Source organism: Flectobacillus roseus (genome assembly GCF_030056595.1).
GTDB classification, from domain to species: domain Bacteria; phylum Bacteroidota; class Bacteroidia; order Cytophagales; family Spirosomataceae; genus Flectobacillus; species Flectobacillus roseus.
In genome coordinates, this window is sequence record NZ_JASHIF010000007.1 from 321,204 (window position 1) to 342,002 (window position 20,799).

Below are 20,799 nucleotides of genomic sequence, written 5' to 3' on the forward strand. Positions count from 1 at the left end.
ATGTGCTCCAAAACGCTTCTTTCTATTGTCTTGGCTTTTTTATTTTTGGGAAAAACTTCTGCCCAAAATACTATTTCTATCATTCCAAAACCTGTTGACATGCAAATTTCGAAGGGTTATTTTAGGTTAGAAAAAAATGTTACCATCTCTTTGCAAAACTCTGCTTTGCAAGAAACTGCACAGTTACTTCGATTAGGAATACAACAAATCCGCCCGAGTTCTGTAAGTATAAAAAATAGCACTCCTAATGTAATAAAGGGCATTTCTCTAGCAATAGACAGCAATCATGTAATACAAAAAGAAGGTTATTCTCTTTCTATCAGCGCAACAGGTATCAAACTAATAGGCCATGATGCTGCAGGTGTTTTTTATGGCACGCAAACGCTTTTACAACTCATTCACCAACAAGGCAATCTTCCTTTTGTCCAAATCAAAGACTATCCAAGATTTGGTTACAGAGGTATGCACCTAGACGTTGGACGACGTATTTTCTCAGTTACATTTCTCAAAAAATACCTTGATTTATTGGCGCTTTACAAATTCAACACCTTTCACTGGCACATTACCGAGGATCAAGGTTGGCGCATTGAAATCAAGCGCTATCCCAAATTACAAAGTGTAGCCGCCTATAGAAACGAAACCATTATTGGGCATAAAAAAGACTCTCCTCATCGCTTCGATGGCAAGCCTTATGGTGGTTTTTATACCCAAGAAGAAGTAAAAGAAATCGTAGCTTTTGCCCAGAAACGTCATATTACGGTTATTCCAGAAATCGAAATGCCTGGTCATGCACGAGCTGCTTTAGCAGCCTATCCGCAATTGGGTTGTACTGGTGGTCCTTATCAAACTGCCACTTTTTGGGGTGTTTTCGATGATGTTTTTTGTGCAGGAAATGATAGTACGTTTACTTTTTTGCAAAATGTTTTAGATGAAATCTTGCCCCTGTTCCCAAGTAAATACGTGCATATCGGTGGCGATGAATGTCCGAAAGTGCGTTGGAAAACTTGTCCAAAATGTCAAAAACGCATGCAAGAAAATCATCTGAAAGATGAGCATGAACTACAGAGTTATTTTATCCAAAAAATGGAAAAATACCTGAACTCAAAAGGTAAAAACCTGATTGGCTGGGACGAAATTTTAGAAGGAGGCTTAAGTCCAAAAGCTACGGTAATGAGTTGGCAAGGCGAAGCTGGCGGTATTGCAGCAGCCCAACAGCATCATGATGTCGTAATGTGTCCCGAAAGTCACTATTATTTAGACTACTATCAATCTTTGCAAGCTTCAGAACCAATTGCAACGGCAGGTTTTACTCCTCTTGAAAAAGTGTATCGTTATGAGCCTATTCCAGCCATATTGAATCCAACAGAACAAACTTATATCAAAGGTATTCAGGGCAATACTTGGTCGGAATATTTGGTATCTGAGGCACAAGCGGAATATATGCTTTTTCCAAGGGCTTTAGCGATTGCCGAAACAGCTTGGTCGCCGAAAGCGCTGAAAGATTATACTGATTTTCTCAAAAGATTAAGGCTTCAAGAAAAAGTATTGCAACAGCGAAAAGTTCACTATTTTAAGAGATATGAAGAAATTCAGGCTCGCTTTCAAACCAATACCAACGGTTCGGAGTCTATCTATCTGACAAGTTCTTTACCCAATGCCACTATTCGTTTTACCGAAGATGGTAGTCAGCCCAATAGGCAGTCTAATATTTGGAAAGACGGACTTTCTATTTTTAAACCTACCCTTATCAAAGCACAATTATTTGATAAAAATGGTGCGTATGGACAGGTTTGGGAACAATGGGTGAATGTCAATTTGGCAACGGGTAAAAATATTACTTTCAAAAATACCCCTCAAGCTCCTTATCTACCTGTAGATCAATATGCTTTGAGCAATGGAATTATCGGTACACATCGTTATAATACTGGTCAGTGGCTCGGTTTTAAGGGTGAAGATTTAGAAGTGGTAGTGGACTTAGAAAAGAGCCAAAATATTAAAGAAATAGGCATCAGTGTTCTCAAATATCACTGGCAACGTATGTGGGAACCTACAGAACTTTCGTTTTGGATTTCGGAGGATGGTAAAGCCTATGAAAAATTAGGTAGTGTAAAAGATTTTCCAGAAAATGCCATCAATACGGTATCGGTCAAAGTACCAAACAAAACCGCCCGATTTGTCAAGGTTATCGGTATCAATAAAGGTACGATTCCAGTAGGCGAATACGGCGCTGGTGCCAAGGCATGGCTGATTGTGGATGAGTTGTTTATTTATTGAGTGAGTGGCGAGTGAGTGATTTAGTGATTATTTTTCCTCAAATGCGTAACGCCTTGCATTTCAGGCAAAGACAGAAGAATTTTCTAATCACAAAATCACAACTCAATAAATCATCCAATTAAAGGAATATGACAATATAGGGTAGGAATTTTTATAAAATGTCGTATTTTGCAATTGAAAAATAGAATGATAAAATTGTCTTTAGAAAGCATCAACAAACAGAATAAGATTGAGCAAGCGCGTCAAATAAAACTACGTCAACGCTTGTAAGATAAATTTTCGTATCCTAATTTCATGCGCTTAAACCTTTAACCTTCGGGTTAGATTTCATCCAATTTTTGAAAACATTTAATTTGATAATCAAGTAAAGGATTATCACAAAGCGAAATAATTACCTAAAAAGCTATAAAAACTATGTTTGATTTTCAAATCAAAGAAAACAACACCGTATTCGACGTGGTGATTGTTGGTTCAGGTGCTGGTGGTGGTATGGCTGCACACGAACTTACCAAAGCAGGAGCAAAAGTCTGCGTTTTGGAAGCAGGTCAGCCCTTCGACCCTGCCGATCCTAAAAACATTACTCAACTCAAATGGCCGTATGAATCTCCGCGCCGTGGTGCAGGAACCACCCGTCCTTTTGGTGATTTTGATGCTGCTTATGGTGGCTGGGAAATCGAAGGAGAGCCTTACACGCGTGCAGCAGGAACAAAATTCGACTGGTTCCGTTCGAGAATGGTGGGTGGTCGTACCAACCACTGGGGACGTATCTCTCTTCGTTTTGGACCAGATGACTTCCGTAGAAAAAGTATCGACGGATTGGGCGATGACTGGCCTATTGGTTATGACGATGTGAAGCCTTATTACGACAGACTAGACCGCTTAGTGGGTATTTTCGGTTCTGTTGAAGGTTTAAGAAATGAGCCAGATGGTATTTTCTTACCTCCTCCTAAGCAACGTTTGCATGAGTTGATGTTACAAAAAAGTAACAAACGCTTGGGTATTCCAACCATCCCTTCACGCCTTTCGATTTTGACGAAACCTATCAATAACGAACGTGGACAGTGTTTTTACTGTAACCAATGCGGACGTTCTTGTCAGGCGTATGCCGATTTCTCAAGTTCCTCGGTATTGATTAAGCCAGCGCTCAAAACGGGTAATCTTACCATGATTACCTATGCCATGGCTCGTGAGGTATTGACCGACCCAACTACAGGTTTGGCTACTGGTGTATCATACGTAAGTACGCTAGATATGCAAGAGCATACAGTTAGAGGTAAAATTGTCATCTTGGCTGCATCGGCAGGTGAAACGGCTCGTTTGTTACTCAACTCAAAATCAGCTCGTTTCCCACAAGGTTTAGCCAACTCTAGTGGTATTGTAGGTCGTTATATCAACGACTCAACAGGGGCATCTCGCTCTGCTATTATTCCTACTTTGTTTGACAGAAAACGTTACAACGAAGACGGTGTTGGTGGTATGCACGTGTACACACCTTGGTGGGGTGACAACAAAAAACTCGATTTCGCTCGTGGGTATCACATCGAATATTGGGGTGGTATGGGTATGCCAGCTTATGGCTTCGGTTGGGGTATCGAAGGTATCAACGGTCGCTTCCCTACTCGCGAAGGTATTACTAAAGCTGCGGGTGGTTATGGAGCATCGTTGAAAGACGATTATCGTCGTTTCTATGGTGCTTATGTAGGTATGGCAGGTCGTGGTGAGCCTATTCCTTTGGAAAGTAATTATTGTGAAATTGACCCGAATGTGGTTGATAAATATGGTATTCCTGTGCTTCGTTTTCACTACAAATGGAGTGATCAAGAAATCAAGCAAGCTAAGCACATGCAGGATACTTTCGAGCAAATTATCCATGAATTAGGAGGTATTGCTTTAGGCCCAAAACCAGGCGCCGACAGAAACTACGGTTTAGAAGATCCAGGAAAAATCATTCACGAAGTAGGTACTGCTCGTATGGGTAACGACCCTAACAAGTCGGTATTGAACAAGCATTGCCAAGCACATGATGTGAAAAACCTTTTTGTTGCTGATGCTGCACCATTTGTTTCGCAAGGTGACAAAAATGCCACTTGGACCATCATGGCGCTTTCGATGCGTACTTCGGAATACATTATCAATGAAGTGAAAAAGAAAAATCTATAGGACATGAGTGGGTAGCAGTGCTGAATTATGAGTTGTAAATCAGGAGTTAATTGCGGATTTGGGATTTCTGATTTCGGAAATAAAGTAAAATACCTCTATTTTTTACAAAATAGGAAAGTATAAACTTCCGAAATCCAACATCCGATATCCGAAATAGACAGTTTTAGAATCCTTCGTACAATCCTAGCTGTGAATGGTGAGTGTAAATTTTATTTATCAGTATTTCATCTCACTAATTAATACAAATAATTGATTTACAGCAAATTCAATCAACTACTACTTACTTATTAAAACCTTTTATTCAGATGAAAAGAAGAGATTATCTTAAAAATATTGGTTTTACTTCGTTGGGAATGGCAGTGCTTAGTCCAGAAGTAAAAGCCGCTGAGTTGCTCGAACAACAAAAGCCTATTAAAAAAGGCGCAAAAGCAGCATCTGCCAAATCGGAAGACATCAAAATCCCTGGCGGTCGTACTAAAGACGAGGCCATCCGTGATGCCAAATTGATGGCTGAGAAGTTCTTCAATGAGCATGAAATGAAAACTATCACCATTTTGGTAGATATTATCATTCCAGCCGATGACAAATCAGGAAGTGCTTCTCAAGCAGGTGTACCAGCTTTTATCGAATTTATTGCTAAAGATAGACCCAATGAATTCAAGACGCCTTTGAGAGGTGGCTTACGTTGGTTAGACTCGCAGTCACTCAAGCGTTTCAGTAAGGATTTTGTGAGCATTACGCCACAACAACGTATTGCAATAGTAGATGACATTGCCTATCCTGAAAAGTCTAAACCTGAGTTTTCTCAAGGTGTTTCGTTTTTTTCTTTAATGAGAAACTTAACAGCAACGGGCTTTTTCTCAAGCGAAATGGGCATTAAAGACATTGGCTACGAAGGTAACCGCCCTAACCAATGGGACGGCGTTCCAGATGAAGTCTTGAAACAATATGGTTTGAGCTATTAATAAATAGTTATTTTAAAAGGGTTTTAACAGGTGTTGTTAAAACCCTTTTTTTCTTTAGCTTACGGCTTTCAGTTATGGGCATTCGGTAAAATATATCTATCGTTACTAAAAAACAATTCAATACTCTTTGCCTTGTACCTAAACACATAACTTGAATCTTATTTTGCACGATTACTTTATAACTTTTTTTAACTTAGTTTTTTCTGAAGAAATATTGAAAAACATTCCTTAGTAATGTAAATTGCAGTAGAGTTTTGGGTAAAACTTTTAAAAAATGCTCTTAGAAGTTTTAAAAATGAGATTGAACCGCCAAAAAATCGCATTTTTCAAGAAATCTCTTCCCCACTAAACAACATTATATAAAACATCCTTAATTTTCAGAGTTGTGACGCAGATTACGAAGCAGTTTTTTTATTTTACCTTATTAATCATTTTGGGCCTAGTTGCCTGTTCACATCAACCCAACCAATGGGGAGATACAACCACCAATAGTACCTCATCACGAAACGACAGTATCGCCAAACTTTTTGATGCGACTGTTGCTTCTCGAAAAGCAGCCAAGCTAGATACATTTTTCAAAAACCTCCAAAAGAAAGCCAAATTCAATGGTGTTGTTTTAGTATCTCAATACGGAAAAATTATCTACAAAGGAGCTTTTGGCTACAAAAACTTCTCTACGAAAGATACAAACACCACCGAGACGCTATTTCAATTAGCTTCGGTATCTAAGCAGTTTACGTCGGTTGCTATCATGCAACTGCACGAAAAAGGTTTGATCAACTATAACGACCCAGTTTACAAATATATCCCAAGTTTTCCCTACGACCCTAGCATTACAATACGCAGTTTACTTACGCATTGTTCTGGTATTCCTAATTATGCCTACGCCCTCGACAAAGTGGTGAATAAAAAAGAACCTATGTCGAACGAGCAAATTGTAAACTTATTTGCCAAGTACAAACCTGGCATCAACTATTTACCTAATGCTCGATTCAACTACAATAACTCTAATTACGTTTTGCTAGCTTATATTGTTGAAAAGCTTTCAAAAATGTCATTCAGAGAATATGCACAAAAGTATCTTTTTGCGCCTGCGGGAATGTCCAAAACCTTTATTTATGATCCTACCAAAACAGCATTAGTGGCCAACGCAGCGCTAGGACATACCCCAAGAAGAGGTGGTTACTGGCAAATTCCGTTCGACCACCTAGACGGTGCTGTAGGTGACAAAGGAATCTACTCAACGGTCGACGATATGTTTAAATGGGATATGGCCTTGAATAGTGAAAAGCTCGTAAAACAAAGTACTTTGCAGGAAGCATTTGTGCCAGCGCATCATTTCAAAAACTTGATTAATAAAAACTATGGCTATGGCTGGCGTTTGCAATTGATGGACGATGGTTCGTGGCTAACTTTTCATACAGGTTGGTGGCATGGTTTCAAAAATTACTACCTCCACAACCCAAAAGATAATTCTTCCATTATCATTCTTCAAAACGTAGCCAATCATGCTTTGGCGCGTGTGAAGGTTGCTCAGTCTATTCTATATCCTGATAAAGCTTGGTATTTTATGAAAGGAGAATCCATACAAGAAGAAGTCGAAGGCGGACATGAATAGTTTTGAGTGGTGAATTGATCATCTCGGATATCGGATTTGTGATTTCTGATTTCGGAAGTGTTAAAAATGAAATTTTACTTCCGAAATCAGAAATCACAAATCTGCAATAGTTATAAATCCTACATGCAGTCCTAAATCCCCAAATTACTCATTCCTTTTTCACAAACTCGTATGCCTCAAAACTTCCTTTTCTTGGCTGAAAAGTAATGGTATATTTTTTCCCTTTTCTCAAAACAGGAATCGAAAGCGTATTTGAGTAGCTGGTGTAGGTTTTGTTGATATTGATAGAAGCTAATATTTCGTCTCCTTCTTGCAGCCCTGCCTTGGCAGCTTCCGAATTGGGGTCTAGTCCTTTTACAATTTCTCCTTTTTGAACTTTCATTGGTTTGGCAAAGCCCAAATCAAATACCCCAGTTGTGATTTTTTTTACAGTATATCCTTCATAAATATCAGGTTCTGGGACAATTAACTTTCCACTAAGCATCGCCTTCCAATCCTCTACTGCCCACTGTCCAACTGAGGTGGCTAAGATCTTTTCCCATGTATCCTTTGTGACATATTCACCCGCCTGAGCTTGTTGAGTTATTTGATTGATTAAAGCCACAACTGTCACTTGACTATTTATACGCTTTAATTGGGCTTCGAGGTTAGCAAAATACATCGCCCCTCTCGAATACCCAATCGACCACGCATTTCGTCCCGACCACTTTACACTAGGAATATCTTTTTCTGAAACCTCACGAATCGCATTGGTATAGTAAAGCGCTGCCTCTTCATTGATAAGTTTACCAAATTCTGCTGGTGTGTATAAGCCTGCCTCCAGTGGCAATACCATACATAAATAATCTGCAATACCCTCGCTATACCAATCATCTTCACCTTCTTGTGCATGAAGACTTCCAACAAAAGCGTGTACCGTTTCATGAGCAATCAAGGAGTGAATATCGGCGGAGGTGGCATCTTCGGAGGGAGGTAAATACAAGGTGTATCCCCCCATTACAGCTACTCCACTGGCGAGAGGTCCACCTTCGTAAGAGCGGATGAAAATTCGAAAAGGGTTTTCAGCCTTTCCATTTAGTCGGTTACGCAAATGAGCATATACTTTTTCGACCCAAACAGCAGCTTGATTCATTTCATCTGATTTTCTACCCAAAGCATACAAACTAAATCCTTTGCCTCGGCGTCCTTCTGGATAGGCAAACATTTTTCCAACAATAAACTGACAAAACATCAACTCACTTAAATCAGCTTTGATTTGACAATCATTTTCACCTTTTGACGTAACCGCCATAAAGCCTTTGGGCAAATGCCATTTTAAGGATAAGTCAACGGAGTTAAGCATTTCGGGATATAATAAAAAGCTCGTAAACGCACCTGCTAATCCTCCTCCTGTGGCTTGTAAATCAATATGTGGTCCTCGGCGTTTGGGAATAGATACGGCTACTGGTATATGGTAATCAATTTTGATATTTTTTCCCTTAACTGGTCGATTTCCTTTCCAAACTTGCAGACTTAAATCATTGATATTGGTGTCGGGATAGGCTCGATAACTTACAGCTCCTTGGGTATCTATGACGGAAAGTCGAGTTACGACATCGGTTGTTCTATCCAAATAAGGTTGTAGCGAATTGAATAGTAAAGTTAAATCGTGACTCTTATCAGTATTATATTGCACCGAATAATTTACATGTAAACCTACGGCTTTACCCGACCTATCGAGGTCAGGACTTAAGTGTATTTCTTTGATAATAGGTAGGTCTTGCGCTTTTACTGCTGAGGTAACTACGAGCAATAAAAGTAAGAAAGAAATGCTTTTACGAAGTATCATAAATAGAGGATTAAGACAGGACTATCTGTAATTTAGCAGAAAACCAACAAAGAGACAAAGACTCCCACCATTTTGTTGGTCTATAAATCCAGAAAGCTTATTCTCTCCTTGTACACTATTTGGATTAACTATACGTTTATAGTAAAGTTTAATCGCATAAAGTGTACAAAACTTTAAAAATTACATATCTTTACAGCCCTAGGCATTCGTGGCATTCTTTTCGCTACTGATTTCCCAAAAGCTTCAATAATCAAATTTTTCCAACATCATGAAGATTAAATCATTACTTCTCGGCTTATTAATGCTGGTAGGATTTCAAATCAAAGTGCAAGCGCAATCGGAAGATGAAGGCATTAAAGCCTGTGTCAACAATTACCTTGATGGAGTGATGCAAGGTGATACCGCTCGACTTAACCGTGCGTTCCACCCTACAGCGATGCTTCGTAGCATCAACACCAATACAGGAGCATTACAAGATCTTTCGGTACGCAAATTTGTTGCTACAACTCCTGCTGGTGGTATTCAAGGTAGAGGAGGCTCTACCAAATTGATTTCTTACTCATATATTGGCGTATCAGCGGTAGCCACAGTAGAATTGCGCTTTGGTGACTTCAAATATGTAGACTTATTGAGTATGTTGAAGTTTGGTGACAATTGGAGAATTGTAAGCCGTGTATTTAGCCGTGCCGATTTGGACGCTACTGTAAAAGGTACAGGCGCTGCACCAAGTGCTGGTGCTCCTGCTGCTTCAAAACCTCCAGTAGTGAAAAAATCAAGTGCAAATGTAAAACCAAAAGCTGATGATGGTTGGTAGTATTGGGGCTTATAGCTATCGGCTTTGAGCTGACGGCTTTTAGTTTTCCAACACCTACTTGATCTTCAAGCGGTGAAATAGATAGTAAGGTAACTAGGCATAGCTTAGTTACCTTTTTTATTTTTTGACAATTTAAAATTGTTCAAAAAATGACTCCAAGCATAGAACAAATGAACTAGATTACTAAAATCATTTTATTCCATTCTGAAATTCCCAACTACTTTTGTACCTTTGCATTCGCAAAAAATCACCCTTTAGGTTTGCTTTATTTTTTGGAATAAAACCATGACCTAATTTCTTGATACATAAATTACTGAACATACGAAAAAGTCTGAAAATTGTATTTTTCTAGACCCACATCAATTTCAAATGACCAAATAAAATGGGAAGAGCCTTTGAATTCCGTAAAGCCAGAAAGTTTAAAAGATGGGGCCAAATGGCCAAAACTTTTACCAAAATCGGTAAAGATATTACAATCGCTGTAAAATCTGGTGGTCCAGACCCTACCTCAAACTCTCGTTTGCGTGCCATCATGCAAAATGCTAGAGCGGTAAATATGCCAAAAGTCAATATCGAAAATGCCATCAAACGCGCTACTTCGAAAGACCAAGAGGATTATAAAGAGATTGTTTATGAAGGATACGGACTACACGGTGTAGCAGTCTTAGTAGAATGTACTACCGATAACACTAACCGTAGTATTGCCAACGTTCGTAGTTACTTTACCAAATGTGGTGGTAGCGTAGGTACATCGGGCATGCTTGACTTTATTTTTGACCGTAAGTGTATTTTCAAAATTGCTAATAATGGTACAACCGACATCGAAGAACTAGAGTTAGAACTTATTGACTTTGGTGCAGAGGAGCTTTTCTTAGATACAGAAGCTAACCAAATCAATATTTATGGTGGCTTTACTGCTTTTGGTGCTATTCAAAAATACTTAGAAGAGCAAGGTTACGAAATCCAAGGTGCAGACTTTGAACGTATTCCTACTGACTTCAAAAAACTTACAGAAGAACAAGCTGCTGATATTGAAAAGCTTATCGATAAATTAGAAGAAGATGATGATGTTCAAAACGTATATCACAATATGCTTGTAGAGTAATATCAATCAAGATTTTCAAAATAAAAGGGAATAAAGCATGGCTTTATTCCCTTTTATTTTGGCTAAGTAGTCGTGTATTTCTCTTTAAAATTTAGTATCCTCTCAATCAATCTGATTATTCTTCGAGTTATAAGCAACAGCAAATACAAGTCCTTCCAATATAATTCCAACTGTAGCGGTGAAGGTATCACCTAACCAAATTAAAATTACGCAAAAAACAACGAACAACGCAATGAGTTCGAATGTTGACAAATCGTTTTCTACTTCTTGTGAATGATGTGAATTTCCCATAGTCTTAGTCAATAGTTTATATTTTTTATTGAATATAACCAATTTGAATTATTCCTCCTAATTTTTATTTATCTTAATGTAAGTATAAGTTAGTGGGCAAAAAAAATTTAATCTTTTAGCTTTCAGGTGACGGCTTTCGGCGGTGAGATTTGGGAAAAAGCATGACTGTGGTTATTAAAAAACAGGTTAAACCTCTTTGCTTAGTGCCTAAACACATAACTCAAATCCTATTCTCCACGATTACTTAAGAAAGTTATTAGTTAACCGTAAAACTGTTACTAGAATGAACTTGTAATCAAAAGGATATATTCAATATTCACCGTTGTTATAGTATTCTTTTACGCTTTCTTGTTACTTAAAAAAAATTACGATGAAACATCTCTTCTTTTTTATGATGTGTTTTGTGTCGCCATTTTGTCATTTTGGACAAAATCTTGTAAAATTTGTTCCCTTACAAACAGGCGAACCTCCTCTTACGCCTACGTACTTCTATATCGAAAAAGTATCAGATATTCGAAACAACGCTTCTCGAATTGGCCATGCCTTTGGGGCTGATAATACGTTATTACAGCTCAAGCCAAGTATTTCGTTAAGCAAGTACGGTCGTAGTTTTTTCAATAGTAGTGTACGTCGAGACACGCTTGACTATGCCATTACGATTCACATCAAAAATCTGGATATACAGGAGAAAATTAAGGATAATATGATTCATGGCGAATGTAGTATCGAGCTGGCATTTTCTTTTACTAGAGCAGGAACGGATGTTGTATTTACTAGTTTCAAAAGTAAAACGCTTTTCAAACGCTCATTTGGCGAGTATGATAATTATCAAAAAATGCTTGAGAGATTATTCAGAAGAGGCGCCGAGCATCTGAACCAATGGATGTCTTTGAATTATGACAAAAATCCAATCCTTGCAAGGTCTCTTGTAATAAATATTCTCCCTGATTATCGCATCGACAACCCCGACAAAGGCGATACCCTATTTTGGAGTCCTTCAAGACCACTACGATGGAGTGATTTTCATGGAAAACCTCCCGTTTTTACGTCGTATTCGGCTCAGGTTTTTTCAAACTTTGAATATATTGGTGATGTAAAATTTAGTAAAGGAGTCCTTACTGCCAATTTACAATTTAAGGCCTATGTCCTCAAATCCTCTTCTTGGAATGCCCATGCTGGTAATAGCGAATCAGCACTGGACCATGAGCAGTTGCACTTTGATATTACGAAAACTATCATTGAAAAATTTAAAGAAAAGGCACGACAAATTACTTCGGTGGAGGATTATGACAGTGAAATTCAACTACTCTTTATTGATATGTATCGACTCATGAATAAACTTCAGAAAAAATATGATGCCGAAACCAATCACTCCATCAACATGATTGACCAAGAGCGCTGGCGAATGGAAGTGAGAAATGAATTGAGGGGATATGGGATATAATTTGAAAGTTGGCTAATTTGAAGATTTGAAAATGAACTTCAGAGCATTAAGAAAATTAACAGCCTTGAGTTCTAATAATAGATACGACTAGAGCTTCTTATGAAGCTATCAAGCGTATCTATTATCACAAATATCTACTATAATCGGAAAGCCTATTGCCTATAGCTGAAAGCCTAAAGCCAATTTTCTATTTGGCTAAACTATCCTGTAAGGCTTTTGCCCAAGTGGCGATGGCTTTGGAGTCTTGATCTGACAAAATTGCATCTTTATGAATCCAAGTGTATGAGTCGAGGGGCATCCAATGATCTGTTACGGCTTCTGCTACCTCTTCTAATTTATGTGCAGCTTTTTTCTTTGGATAGCTCGCAAACTCTGAGAAGTTCAATTCATCTTTTCCTTCCTCTACGTGATGATTGAGCCACCAACCTACTGGCTGAATATTGCTATACCAAGGATAGGTGGTATTATTGGAATGACAATCGTAACACGATACTTTCAAGGCTTTTTGTACGTCTGCGGGTACATCGTAATGCTTCGTAATATCATTGGCACTTACGCCTTCAGACTGATTTTTGGTAGGACGAATAAATTGAATAGCTACTGCCAATACAGCAATACCCATAAGAATACGTTGTTTGTTCATAATCTGAAGAGTTTTGTTAAATAATGGTTTGATGCCAAAGACACAAAATTGCGTTTACTCCCCTATTCCTATCGTAGTAAGGGTAAAACGCTTTGGTAATTTGTACCTGTTTGCTTACTTTTTACTTATAATTTGTTTAAAAATTTTATTTAGCACGTATTGAAAAAACAAAATTCCCCTTCGCCACATCTTACTTTTCTTGTCTTGACACAAGAAAAGTAACAAAAGAAAGTCAAGAAATCCTAAACTCGCCTGTGGCTCAAACAAAAGGATTTCATTAAACCAAATACAACATTTTTAATGACTTATAAAATTTAAACTTACTCTTAGATTTATTTCTTTAGAAAAAAGTTTAGTCCTAACTGTATCAATTTAAGAATATTATTCAAAATGGGAAAACACTTTGTATTTCTTTATTTTTAAGTGTCGATTTATCAACCAACTAAAGTATGCAGCCAAGAGTAAAGCCTGTTCAGGTGATAAAATATAGTAGCCAATCTCTTGAAAAAGAGATGGATGATTTAGTAATTGTGGAAGAACCATTAGCCATTAGAATTGGGTATGGAGCTATTCATCAACGATTACAGAAAAACCTCAGTGTTACAATGCGTACCCCAGGGCATGATTTCGAATTGACCTTAGGTTTTCTGTATTCAGAAGGGATTATTCAACATCTTTCGCAGGTACAATCTATTCGTTACTGCACTGAATTACAACGACAAGAAGAACATGAAAATATTGTTAGAGTAGAATTAAGCCCTGATTTAGATTTGAGTCAAACCCTATATGAGCGAAATTTCATGGCATCTTCGAGCTGTGGGATTTGTGGAAAAGCTCAAATTGAATCACTCGAACAACAAAATTGCCTTACTCTCAACAATTGTGAATATCATATTTCTCCCACATTTTTATGGGAAATAGAGGCAAAACTCACCCAAAATCAAACACTTTTTTCTTACACAGGAGGCGCCCATGCGGTAGCTATTTATGAAAATACTGGCGAATTGGTTTTACTCCGTGAAGATATAGGTCGACACAATGCTTTAGATAAGGTAATCGGTGCTAAATTAGGATTAGAAAAACAAGCTATTGCCCCAATCCTTGTGCTTAGCAGTCGGGTCAGCTATGAGATGATTCAAAAAAGTATTATGGCACAATTTCCTATTATAGTTGCAGTAGGCGCGCCATCAAGTTTAGCGGTAGAGTTGGCAAAACAGTTTGGTATTACTTTGATTGCATTTTTACGAAAAGGAAAATTCAATGTTTACACGCATGAGTTTAGAGTACAATAGCAGTGGGCAGTGGGCAGTGGGCAGTGGGCAGTGGGCAAAAGTATTACATTTCTACTGTTTGTCCATATTGTTTCTGTACAAAATACTTATCCTGTAGTAATCTATAAATGTAGTATTAGAAATACATATACCACGAATATCCAACTACGACTTTTTTTGAAAGTGTCATTCTAATTACGAGCATTTTCAAATAACTACTAACAGATACACTGATAACCAATATACTGATAACGTCATCCTAGATATTCCAAAACCCTTAACAATTTGCCATTACTATGAATACAATAGATCAACAACCTTCTGCACAACCTCCACAGGATTTGACAGGATTACAGCAGACTGAGCCTGCTCATGTGGCGGCTGGTTTTAAGGCCGTAAGTAATGCTATCAAACATGTTTTTGGTGCAATGAACGTAGCTAGAGGTACTAAGATATTATTGACACTCAATCAAAAGGGTGGCGTAGATTGTCCTTCTTGTGCTTGGCCTGACCCCGACGGCGAGCGTTCATCTGTTGCAGAATATTGTGAAAATGGCGCCAAAGCCATAGCCGAAGAGGCAACGACACTAAAGACTGGCCCCGTATTTTTTCAAAGATATAGCATTCAAGAACTTTCCGAAAAATCTGATTATTGGCTCGGGCAACAAGGGCGTTTGACCCATCCTATGATTGTTCGAGAAGGAGAAACACATTATCATAAAATCGAATGGCATGAGGCACTCGACCTGATTGCCGAACATCTCAACGCATTACCCTCGCCTGATGATGCTATTTTTTATACTTCTGGCAGAACTTCCAACGAGGCGGCGTTTTTGTATCAGTTATTTGCTCGACAGTTAGGCACTAACAACCTTCCCGATTGTTCCAATATGTGCCACGAATCGAGTGGTTCGGCATTAGGTGAGCAGTTAGGTTTGGGTAAAGGCTCGGTAACCCTCGAAGATTTTAATCATGCTCAAGTAATTATGATTTTGGGGCAAAACCCTGGCACAAATCATCCTCGAATGCTCACAGCATTAGAAGAAGCCAAGAAAAATGGTGCAAAAATCGTATCTGTCAATCCTTTGATTGAGGCTGGTTTACTGGCTTTCAAGCACCCTCAGCATTTGAGCGATATGCTTGGTAGTGGCACCAAATTGAGCGATCACTATTTACAGATAAAAATCAATTCGGATATTGCACTCATCAAAGCCTTATTGTTGTTATTGGTCAAAAAAGAGGCTACCATCGGCAACGTATTTGACCGTGATTTTATTCAAAATAATACCCTTGGATTCGAAGAATTCTTGGCAGATTTGAGTCAATACAAACTTGAAGATTTAGTCAAAGAATGCGGTATAAACCTAGAGCAAATAGAAGAAGTAGCAGATTTATTAGCAAATTCACAACGTATTATTGCCTGCTGGGCAATGGGATTAACCCAACACAAAAACTCGGTAGTAACCATTCAGGAGTTAGTCAATTTGTTGCTACTCAAAGGCAGTATCGGCAAGCAAGGCGCTGGCACTTGTCCTGTACGAGGGCATTCCAACGTACAAGGCGACCGCACTATGGGGATTTTTGAAAGACCATTAAAAGCTTTTTTACAAAAAATAGAAGAAAATTTTGGCTTTACGCCACCTCAAAAACATGGTTACGATGTAGTAGCAGCCATAAAAGCTATGCAAGCATCTAGTGGCAAGGTATTTATGGGAATGGGAGGCAATTTCCTTTCTGCAACACCTGATACTGAGTTTACGGCACAGGCCTTACGTAACTGCACCCTTACTGTACAGGTTTCGACCAAACTCAATCGTAGTCATTTAGTTCATGGTAAAACGGCTATTATCTTGCCTGCCTTGGGACGTACCGATGAAGACCGTCAGGCTGGTGGAGCCCAGTTTGTGACCACAGAAAACTCGATGGGTGTGGTACAAATGTCAAAGGGAAATCTTACCCCTCCTGCCCCAACTGTTTGGAGTGAACCCAAAATTATCGCCGAAATAGCACACCGTACATTGAGCAATCGCAGTACCATTGATTGGTTACCATTTGTGTATCACTACGATAATATTAGAGAGGTCATCGAAAAAACGATTGCAGGTTTTGAAGATTATAATGAAAGAGTTCGCCAAGATGGTGGGTTTTATTTACCCAATGGACCACGAAAAGGCATTTTTACGAATACCGAACAAAAAGCCTTGTTCAAAATTTGTCCTCTCGAAACAATCCAGTTGGCAACTGATGAATACCTGATGATGACGATTCGTACTCACGACCAGTTCAATACCACCGTTTATGGCTTGGACGACCGTTACAGAGGTATTTTTAACGAAAGACGAGTGATATTGATGAATCAAGAAGATATTGCTTCGGCTGGTTTACAACAATATGACTTAGTAGATTTACACAACTATCATGGAGGCGTGCATCGTCTGGCAGAAAAATTCATTGTGGTTCCTTACAATATTCCACGCCAAAATGTTGCAACGTATTTTCCTGAAGCCAATGTACTGGTACCCATCAACAGTGTTGCCGATGTGAGTAATACCCCAACTTCAAAATCAGTCATAATTAAGTTGACAAAAGTGTAAAACTAAAATAATTTACAGGCAATAAGCTCTAAGCCGTAGGCAATAAGCTAAAATTTTCATGACAATTTTACCTATTACACAGCGACTATTGCCGAAAACCGATTGCTCAAAGCCAATTACCAAAAGCCCAAAGCCCAAACTAACACATGTCTAAAAGAACTGGTGGTTATTTGGCAGGAAGAGTCCCTGCCGATGCCAAAAGAAGAATTGCTAAAAGTCAAAAAGCCTTACCACAAAAGGTAGATTTACGTCCATTTTTAACCTCTATTGAAGAGCAAGTAGGCAACAGTTGCGTAGCCAATGCATTGGCTGGTGCGTATGAATATCTTGCCAAAAGAGAATTGGGTGACTCTGAAGATGTAAGTCGTTTATTTATCTATTACAATGCTCGATATATTGGTGATAATCACGATAAAGATGAAGGTTCTTACATGGAATATGCCATTCAGGGCTTAAAAGAATATGGCGCTTGTGCCGAAAATCTTTGGCCAAATGAGTATGACTATGTCAACGACGAACCAAGTTCTGAGGCTTATGACCAAGGTGGTAATTTCAAAATTGTAGATGCCGAATTTATCGAAACTGATCTCAATCTTTGGCGTGAAACTTTGGCTGATGGTTATCCTATAGCTTTTGCGCTCAATACTTTTAACTCTTTTGATGAGGCTTCCAAAAATAAAGGACGCGTTCCTATGCCTCGCAAATCCGATAATGTTCGAGAAGAACATGGTTGGCATGCCATGCTCTGCGTAGGATATTCGGATATTGATAAAGTGTTTATTGTTCGAAACTCGTGGGGCCTTGAATGGGGCGACAAAGGCTATTGCTATATTCCTTACGACTATGTAATGAACGAAGAATTTAATGGTCAAGATAGCTGGATTATTAAGTCTGTCGAAAACCTTGATTATAGCGAAGGCGTAGAAGTAGAAGACGATTCTTCTTATTTCTATGATGAAGATTATCTGGTCATCAATGACTTTTATGTATATACCGAAGATACAGATGCTTTTCTTGAAGATTTGGAAAGTCTATTAGATGAATATGTCGAGGAAGAAGAAAACTATTACTTCGAATATGAAATTGATGAGGATGACAATGGCACTTATGTACAATTGACCGAATTTTATCTTTATACCGAAAATGAAGAGGATTTCCTGTCTGATTTAGAAGATTTAGCCATCGAATATGGTGACGAAGACGGTTATGACTACAGTGTAGAAGGTGCTGAAGAGGAGGATGAAGACGAGGACGAGGATGAAGACGAGGACGAGGACGAAGAAGAAGACGAGGAAGAAGATGAGGACGAAGAGGAAGACGAGGACGAAGAAGAAGAGGAGGATACCAGTAATAAAAGAAAACGTAAGTAATTCATGGCGAGTGTCTCACTAACCAAAAGTGTAGCACATCCTAATAACGGATACACTAATAACTTATACTCAACTATGGCAAGCCTTTTTTCAAAACTTAATTACAAAGGTCAGAATACTGTTTTGGTACTCAACGCACCAGAATCCTTTGAGCAGGCATTGGATGAAATTGTTGGACAAGCTCAAATCATAACTACTGTTGAAGACACAGAAGTCATCGATTTTGTCCTCAGTTTTGTAATGACTTTACAAGAAATTGAAGAAAGCATCAATGCCATAGCTCCTAAGTTGGGTAAAGATGCTGTCGTTTGGTTTTGCTATCCCAAGGGAACATCTAAGAAATATCGTTGTGAATTCAATCGAGATACTGGCTGGGCTGCTGTTGCAGCACATAACCTCGAAACTGTTCGTATGGTAGCCATTGACGAAGATTGGAGTGCATTACGATTTAGAGATGTAGCTTTTGTCAAAAAAATTACTCGTCGAGAAAGTTTCGCTCTTACTGATGAAGCTAAAAACCGCACAACTCAAAAAGGTGTTTAGTTGACTTGGAGACCCAGATCTGTAACGATTTTGATAGTCATGTAACATTTTTGATATTTCCACTTCTACACGAAATACTAATCAACTATATATCAGATAATTACAAAAATGTAACATTTTTAAAGGTATCTGTACATTTTACAAAAGAAGGATAAAAAAGGTCATAGTAGTTTTGGATAATCAAACATTCAAATTCCATATTTCTAACAAAACTATGTCTGCAAAAGCTATCGTCACATATTTATCATTAGGTATACTTCCTATTTTGTCAGCTGAGGCGCAGCAAGCTGTTCCTGATGCCAAATATGATGAGCCTCATCGTCTTCAATACCATTTTTCACCGCCCAAAGGTTGGATGAACGACCCCAACGGTATGGTTTATTATCAAGGCGAATATCATTTGTTTTATCAGCACTATCCTGATAAAAATGTATGGGGACCTATGCACTGGGGGCATGCCATCAGTAAAAATCTGACTCATTGGAAAAATCTTCCTATTGGTTTATATCCCGATTCTTTAGGTTATATATTTTCAGGAAGTGCGGTAGTGGACTGGAAAAATACGAGTGGTTTTGGTAAAAACAACAAGCCTCCTTTGGTTGCTATGTTTACTTATCATAACCCTGTAGGCGAACGAGCAGGTACTATTGATTTCCAGACACAAGGAATAGCCTACAGCAACGATAACGGACGTACTTGGATAAAATATGCCCAAAACCCAGTCATCAAAAACCCTGGAATTCGTGATTTTAGAGACCCAAAAGTAACTTGGGACGAGCAACATCAGCAATGGTTGGTAACATTGGCTGTACAAGACCACGCAGAGATATGGACATCGAAAAACTTAAAAGATTGGAAATTGGCATGTAGCTTTGGCAAAGAATGGGGCAATCATGGTGGTGTGTGGGAATGTCCAGACTTTTTCCAATTGTCAACTCCTGAAGGTAAAAAATGGGTGCTTATCATTAATATCAACCCTGGCGCTCCAAACGGCGGTTCGGGTACACAGTATTTTTTAGGAGATTTTGACGGGAAAAATTTTATTCTTGATGAATCGACTAAACCTTATATTCAAAATAATCAAGGTTTATGGATGGACTATGGTCGTGACAACTATGCTGGTGTAACTTGGTCGGATGTACCACAAAAAGATGGTCGTAGAATATTGATTGGCTGGATGAGCAACTGGCAATATGCCCAAAAAGTGCCGACAGAAGCTTGGCGCAGTGCGGCTACACTCCCACGTGTATTGTCATTACAAAAAACTACCCAAGGATACCGCTTGATTTCTGAGCCTGTCAAGGAATTACAAGCCTTGAGAGTTCCTCAAAAAAGCTTTGTTTTATCACAAGCAAAAACATTAACCTCCGAATCCTGGGCGCCAAAGCTGGCTTTCAAACCGACTTTATCAGAAGTAGAAATAGAATTCGAAAAACCTCGTTCTGGGAAAGTTTCGTTAGTGTTTTCAAACACCAAAGGAGAAAAATATAGCATAGGATACGATAGTGAGTCTAATCAATTTTTCAGCGATAGAAGCCAAGCGGGTGACCATAGTTTCTCGAAAGAGTTTTTTGAGAAAATAGATATCGCCCCTCGTTTTAGCGAAAACAATACGGTTGAACTACATTTGTTTGTTGACGTGGCTTCGGCCGAACTATTCGCAGACGATGGCAAAACTATCATGACTGATATTTTCTTCCCAAGCGAAAACTTCAACCAATTTAGTATTCAATCTACCGAAGCAGGGGTTAAAGTCAAAACCCTCAAAATTTGGTCTTTGAAAAAAACTTGGTAACGTAAGTATTTGAACTAAGACTCAAAGCATCTTAACCTGACCCCTTCTCAAAAAGATAAGCGATGTTTTTCCAAACATTGTTTA

At 38.6% G+C, this 20,799-nt stretch carries 15 protein-coding genes; 12 read left to right on the plus strand and 3 right to left on the minus strand.

Annotation, left to right across the window (positions count from 1 at the left end; genetic code table 11):
* The 4 genes from QM524_RS08360 (at nucleotide 1) to QM524_RS08375 (ending at nucleotide 7,017) form a co-directional block, all read left to right on the plus strand.
* Entirely contained in the window at nucleotides 1-2,274 is a 2,274-nt protein-coding gene (locus QM524_RS08360; protein ID WP_283344207.1) for a beta-N-acetylhexosaminidase, read from the plus strand.
* Between the two features lie 414 nt (nucleotides 2,275-2,688).
* Entirely contained in the window at nucleotides 2,689-4,434 is a 1,746-nt protein-coding gene (locus QM524_RS08365; protein WP_283344208.1) for a GMC family oxidoreductase, read from the plus strand.
* 305 nt (nucleotides 4,435-4,739) lie between these two features.
* A complete protein-coding gene (locus QM524_RS08370; protein ID WP_283344209.1) occupies nucleotides 4,740-5,399 on the plus strand; it encodes a gluconate 2-dehydrogenase subunit 3 family protein in 660 nt (219 codons plus the stop codon).
* Nucleotides 5,400-5,784: 385 nt separating this feature from the next.
* Nucleotides 5,785-7,017, plus strand: coding sequence for a serine hydrolase domain-containing protein (locus QM524_RS08375; RefSeq protein WP_283344210.1), 1,233 nt, complete (start codon nucleotides 5,785-5,787; stop codon nucleotides 7,015-7,017).
* 148 nt (nucleotides 7,018-7,165) lie between these two features.
* On the opposite strand, the gene QM524_RS08380 is transcribed toward QM524_RS08375, so the two are convergent.
* On the minus strand, nucleotides 7,166-8,845 hold the full coding sequence (locus tag QM524_RS08380) for a hypothetical protein (RefSeq protein WP_283344211.1): 1,680 nt from the start codon (nucleotides 8,843-8,845) through the stop codon (nucleotides 7,166-7,168).
* Nucleotides 8,846-9,113: 268 nt separating this feature from the next.
* On the opposite strand from QM524_RS08380, the gene QM524_RS08385 reads away from it, so the two are divergent.
* Nucleotides 9,114-9,659, plus strand: coding sequence for a nuclear transport factor 2 family protein (locus QM524_RS08385; RefSeq protein ID WP_283344212.1), 546 nt, complete (start codon nucleotides 9,114-9,116; stop codon nucleotides 9,657-9,659).
* A gap of 382 nt (nucleotides 9,660-10,041) precedes the next feature.
* Nucleotides 10,042-10,764, plus strand: coding sequence for a YebC/PmpR family DNA-binding transcriptional regulator (locus QM524_RS08390; protein ID WP_095167440.1), 723 nt, complete (start codon nucleotides 10,042-10,044; stop codon nucleotides 10,762-10,764).
* 102 nt (nucleotides 10,765-10,866) lie between these two features.
* Here QM524_RS08390 and QM524_RS08395 read toward each other — a convergent pair whose 3' ends face one another.
* Nucleotides 10,867-11,055, minus strand: coding sequence for a hypothetical protein (locus QM524_RS08395; RefSeq protein WP_095167438.1), 189 nt, complete (start codon nucleotides 11,053-11,055; stop codon nucleotides 10,867-10,869).
* Nucleotides 11,056-11,425: 370 nt separating this feature from the next.
* On the opposite strand from QM524_RS08395, the gene QM524_RS08400 reads away from it, so the two are divergent.
* Nucleotides 11,426-12,499 (plus strand): DUF922 domain-containing protein, encoded by a 1,074-nt coding sequence (locus QM524_RS08400; protein ID WP_283344213.1) that lies wholly within the window; start codon nucleotides 11,426-11,428, stop codon nucleotides 12,497-12,499.
* 187 nt (nucleotides 12,500-12,686) lie between these two features.
* Here QM524_RS08400 and QM524_RS08405 read toward each other — a convergent pair whose 3' ends face one another.
* A complete protein-coding gene (locus QM524_RS08405; RefSeq protein ID WP_095167432.1) occupies nucleotides 12,687-13,142 on the minus strand; it encodes a heme-binding domain-containing protein in 456 nt (151 codons plus the stop codon).
* A gap of 449 nt (nucleotides 13,143-13,591) precedes the next feature.
* Between QM524_RS08405 and fdhD the strand changes: the two genes are divergently transcribed.
* The 5 genes from fdhD (at nucleotide 13,592) to QM524_RS08430 (ending at nucleotide 20,715) form a co-directional block, all read left to right on the plus strand.
* The gene (gene fdhD, locus QM524_RS08410; RefSeq protein ID WP_283344214.1) at nucleotides 13,592-14,434 is read left to right on the plus strand and encodes a formate dehydrogenase accessory sulfurtransferase FdhD; all 843 of its coding nucleotides are present in this window, start codon (nucleotides 13,592-13,594) and stop codon (nucleotides 14,432-14,434) included.
* A 275-nt stretch (nucleotides 14,435-14,709) separates the two neighbouring features.
* Nucleotides 14,710-17,007 carry an FdhF/YdeP family oxidoreductase gene (locus tag QM524_RS08415; protein WP_283344215.1) on the plus strand — a complete coding sequence of 766 codons (2,298 nt, stop codon included), beginning with the start codon at nucleotides 14,710-14,712 and terminating at the stop codon, nucleotides 17,005-17,007.
* Nucleotides 17,008-17,153: 146 nt separating this feature from the next.
* Nucleotides 17,154-18,377: a C1 family peptidase gene (locus QM524_RS08420; RefSeq protein WP_283344216.1), complete on the plus strand. Its 1,224-nt coding sequence runs from the start codon at nucleotides 17,154-17,156 to the stop codon at nucleotides 18,375-18,377.
* A 75-nt stretch (nucleotides 18,378-18,452) separates the two neighbouring features.
* Nucleotides 18,453-18,920 carry a hypothetical protein gene (locus QM524_RS08425; protein WP_283344217.1) on the plus strand — a complete coding sequence of 156 codons (468 nt, stop codon included), beginning with the start codon at nucleotides 18,453-18,455 and terminating at the stop codon, nucleotides 18,918-18,920.
* Nucleotides 18,921-19,134: 214 nt separating this feature from the next.
* Nucleotides 19,135-20,715, plus strand: coding sequence for a glycoside hydrolase family 32 protein (locus QM524_RS08430; RefSeq protein ID WP_283344218.1), 1,581 nt, complete (start codon nucleotides 19,135-19,137; stop codon nucleotides 20,713-20,715).
* Nucleotides 20,716-20,799: the final 84 nt, after the last annotated feature.

Bases quoted from the DNA above. Each gene is read 5' to 3' on its own strand.
- QM524_RS08360 (WP_283344207.1), top strand. From the start codon at position 1: ATGTGCTCCAAAACGCTTCTTTCTATTGTCTTGGCTTTTTTATTTTTG.
- QM524_RS08365 (WP_283344208.1), top strand. From the start codon at position 2,689: ATGTTTGATTTTCAAATCAAAGAAAACAACACCGTATTCGACGTGGTG.
- QM524_RS08370 (WP_283344209.1), top strand. From the start codon at position 4,740: ATGAAAAGAAGAGATTATCTTAAAAATATTGGTTTTACTTCGTTGGGA.
- QM524_RS08380 (WP_283344211.1), bottom strand. From the start codon at position 8,845: ATGATACTTCGTAAAAGCATTTCTTTCTTACTTTTATTGCTCGTAGTT.
- QM524_RS08385 (WP_283344212.1), top strand. From the start codon at position 9,114: ATGAAGATTAAATCATTACTTCTCGGCTTATTAATGCTGGTAGGATTT.
- QM524_RS08390 (WP_095167440.1), top strand. From the start codon at position 10,042: ATGGGAAGAGCCTTTGAATTCCGTAAAGCCAGAAAGTTTAAAAGATGG.
- QM524_RS08395 (WP_095167438.1), bottom strand. From the start codon at position 11,055: ATGGGAAATTCACATCATTCACAAGAAGTAGAAAACGATTTGTCAACA.
- QM524_RS08400 (WP_283344213.1), top strand. From the start codon at position 11,426: ATGAAACATCTCTTCTTTTTTATGATGTGTTTTGTGTCGCCATTTTGT.
- QM524_RS08405 (WP_095167432.1), bottom strand. From the start codon at position 13,142: ATGAACAAACAACGTATTCTTATGGGTATTGCTGTATTGGCAGTAGCT.
- fdhD (WP_283344214.1), top strand. From the start codon at position 13,592: ATGCAGCCAAGAGTAAAGCCTGTTCAGGTGATAAAATATAGTAGCCAA.
- QM524_RS08415 (WP_283344215.1), top strand. From the start codon at position 14,710: ATGAATACAATAGATCAACAACCTTCTGCACAACCTCCACAGGATTTG.
- QM524_RS08420 (WP_283344216.1), top strand. From the start codon at position 17,154: ATGTCTAAAAGAACTGGTGGTTATTTGGCAGGAAGAGTCCCTGCCGAT.
- QM524_RS08425 (WP_283344217.1), top strand. From the start codon at position 18,453: ATGGCAAGCCTTTTTTCAAAACTTAATTACAAAGGTCAGAATACTGTT.
- QM524_RS08430 (WP_283344218.1), top strand. From the start codon at position 19,135: ATGTCTGCAAAAGCTATCGTCACATATTTATCATTAGGTATACTTCCT.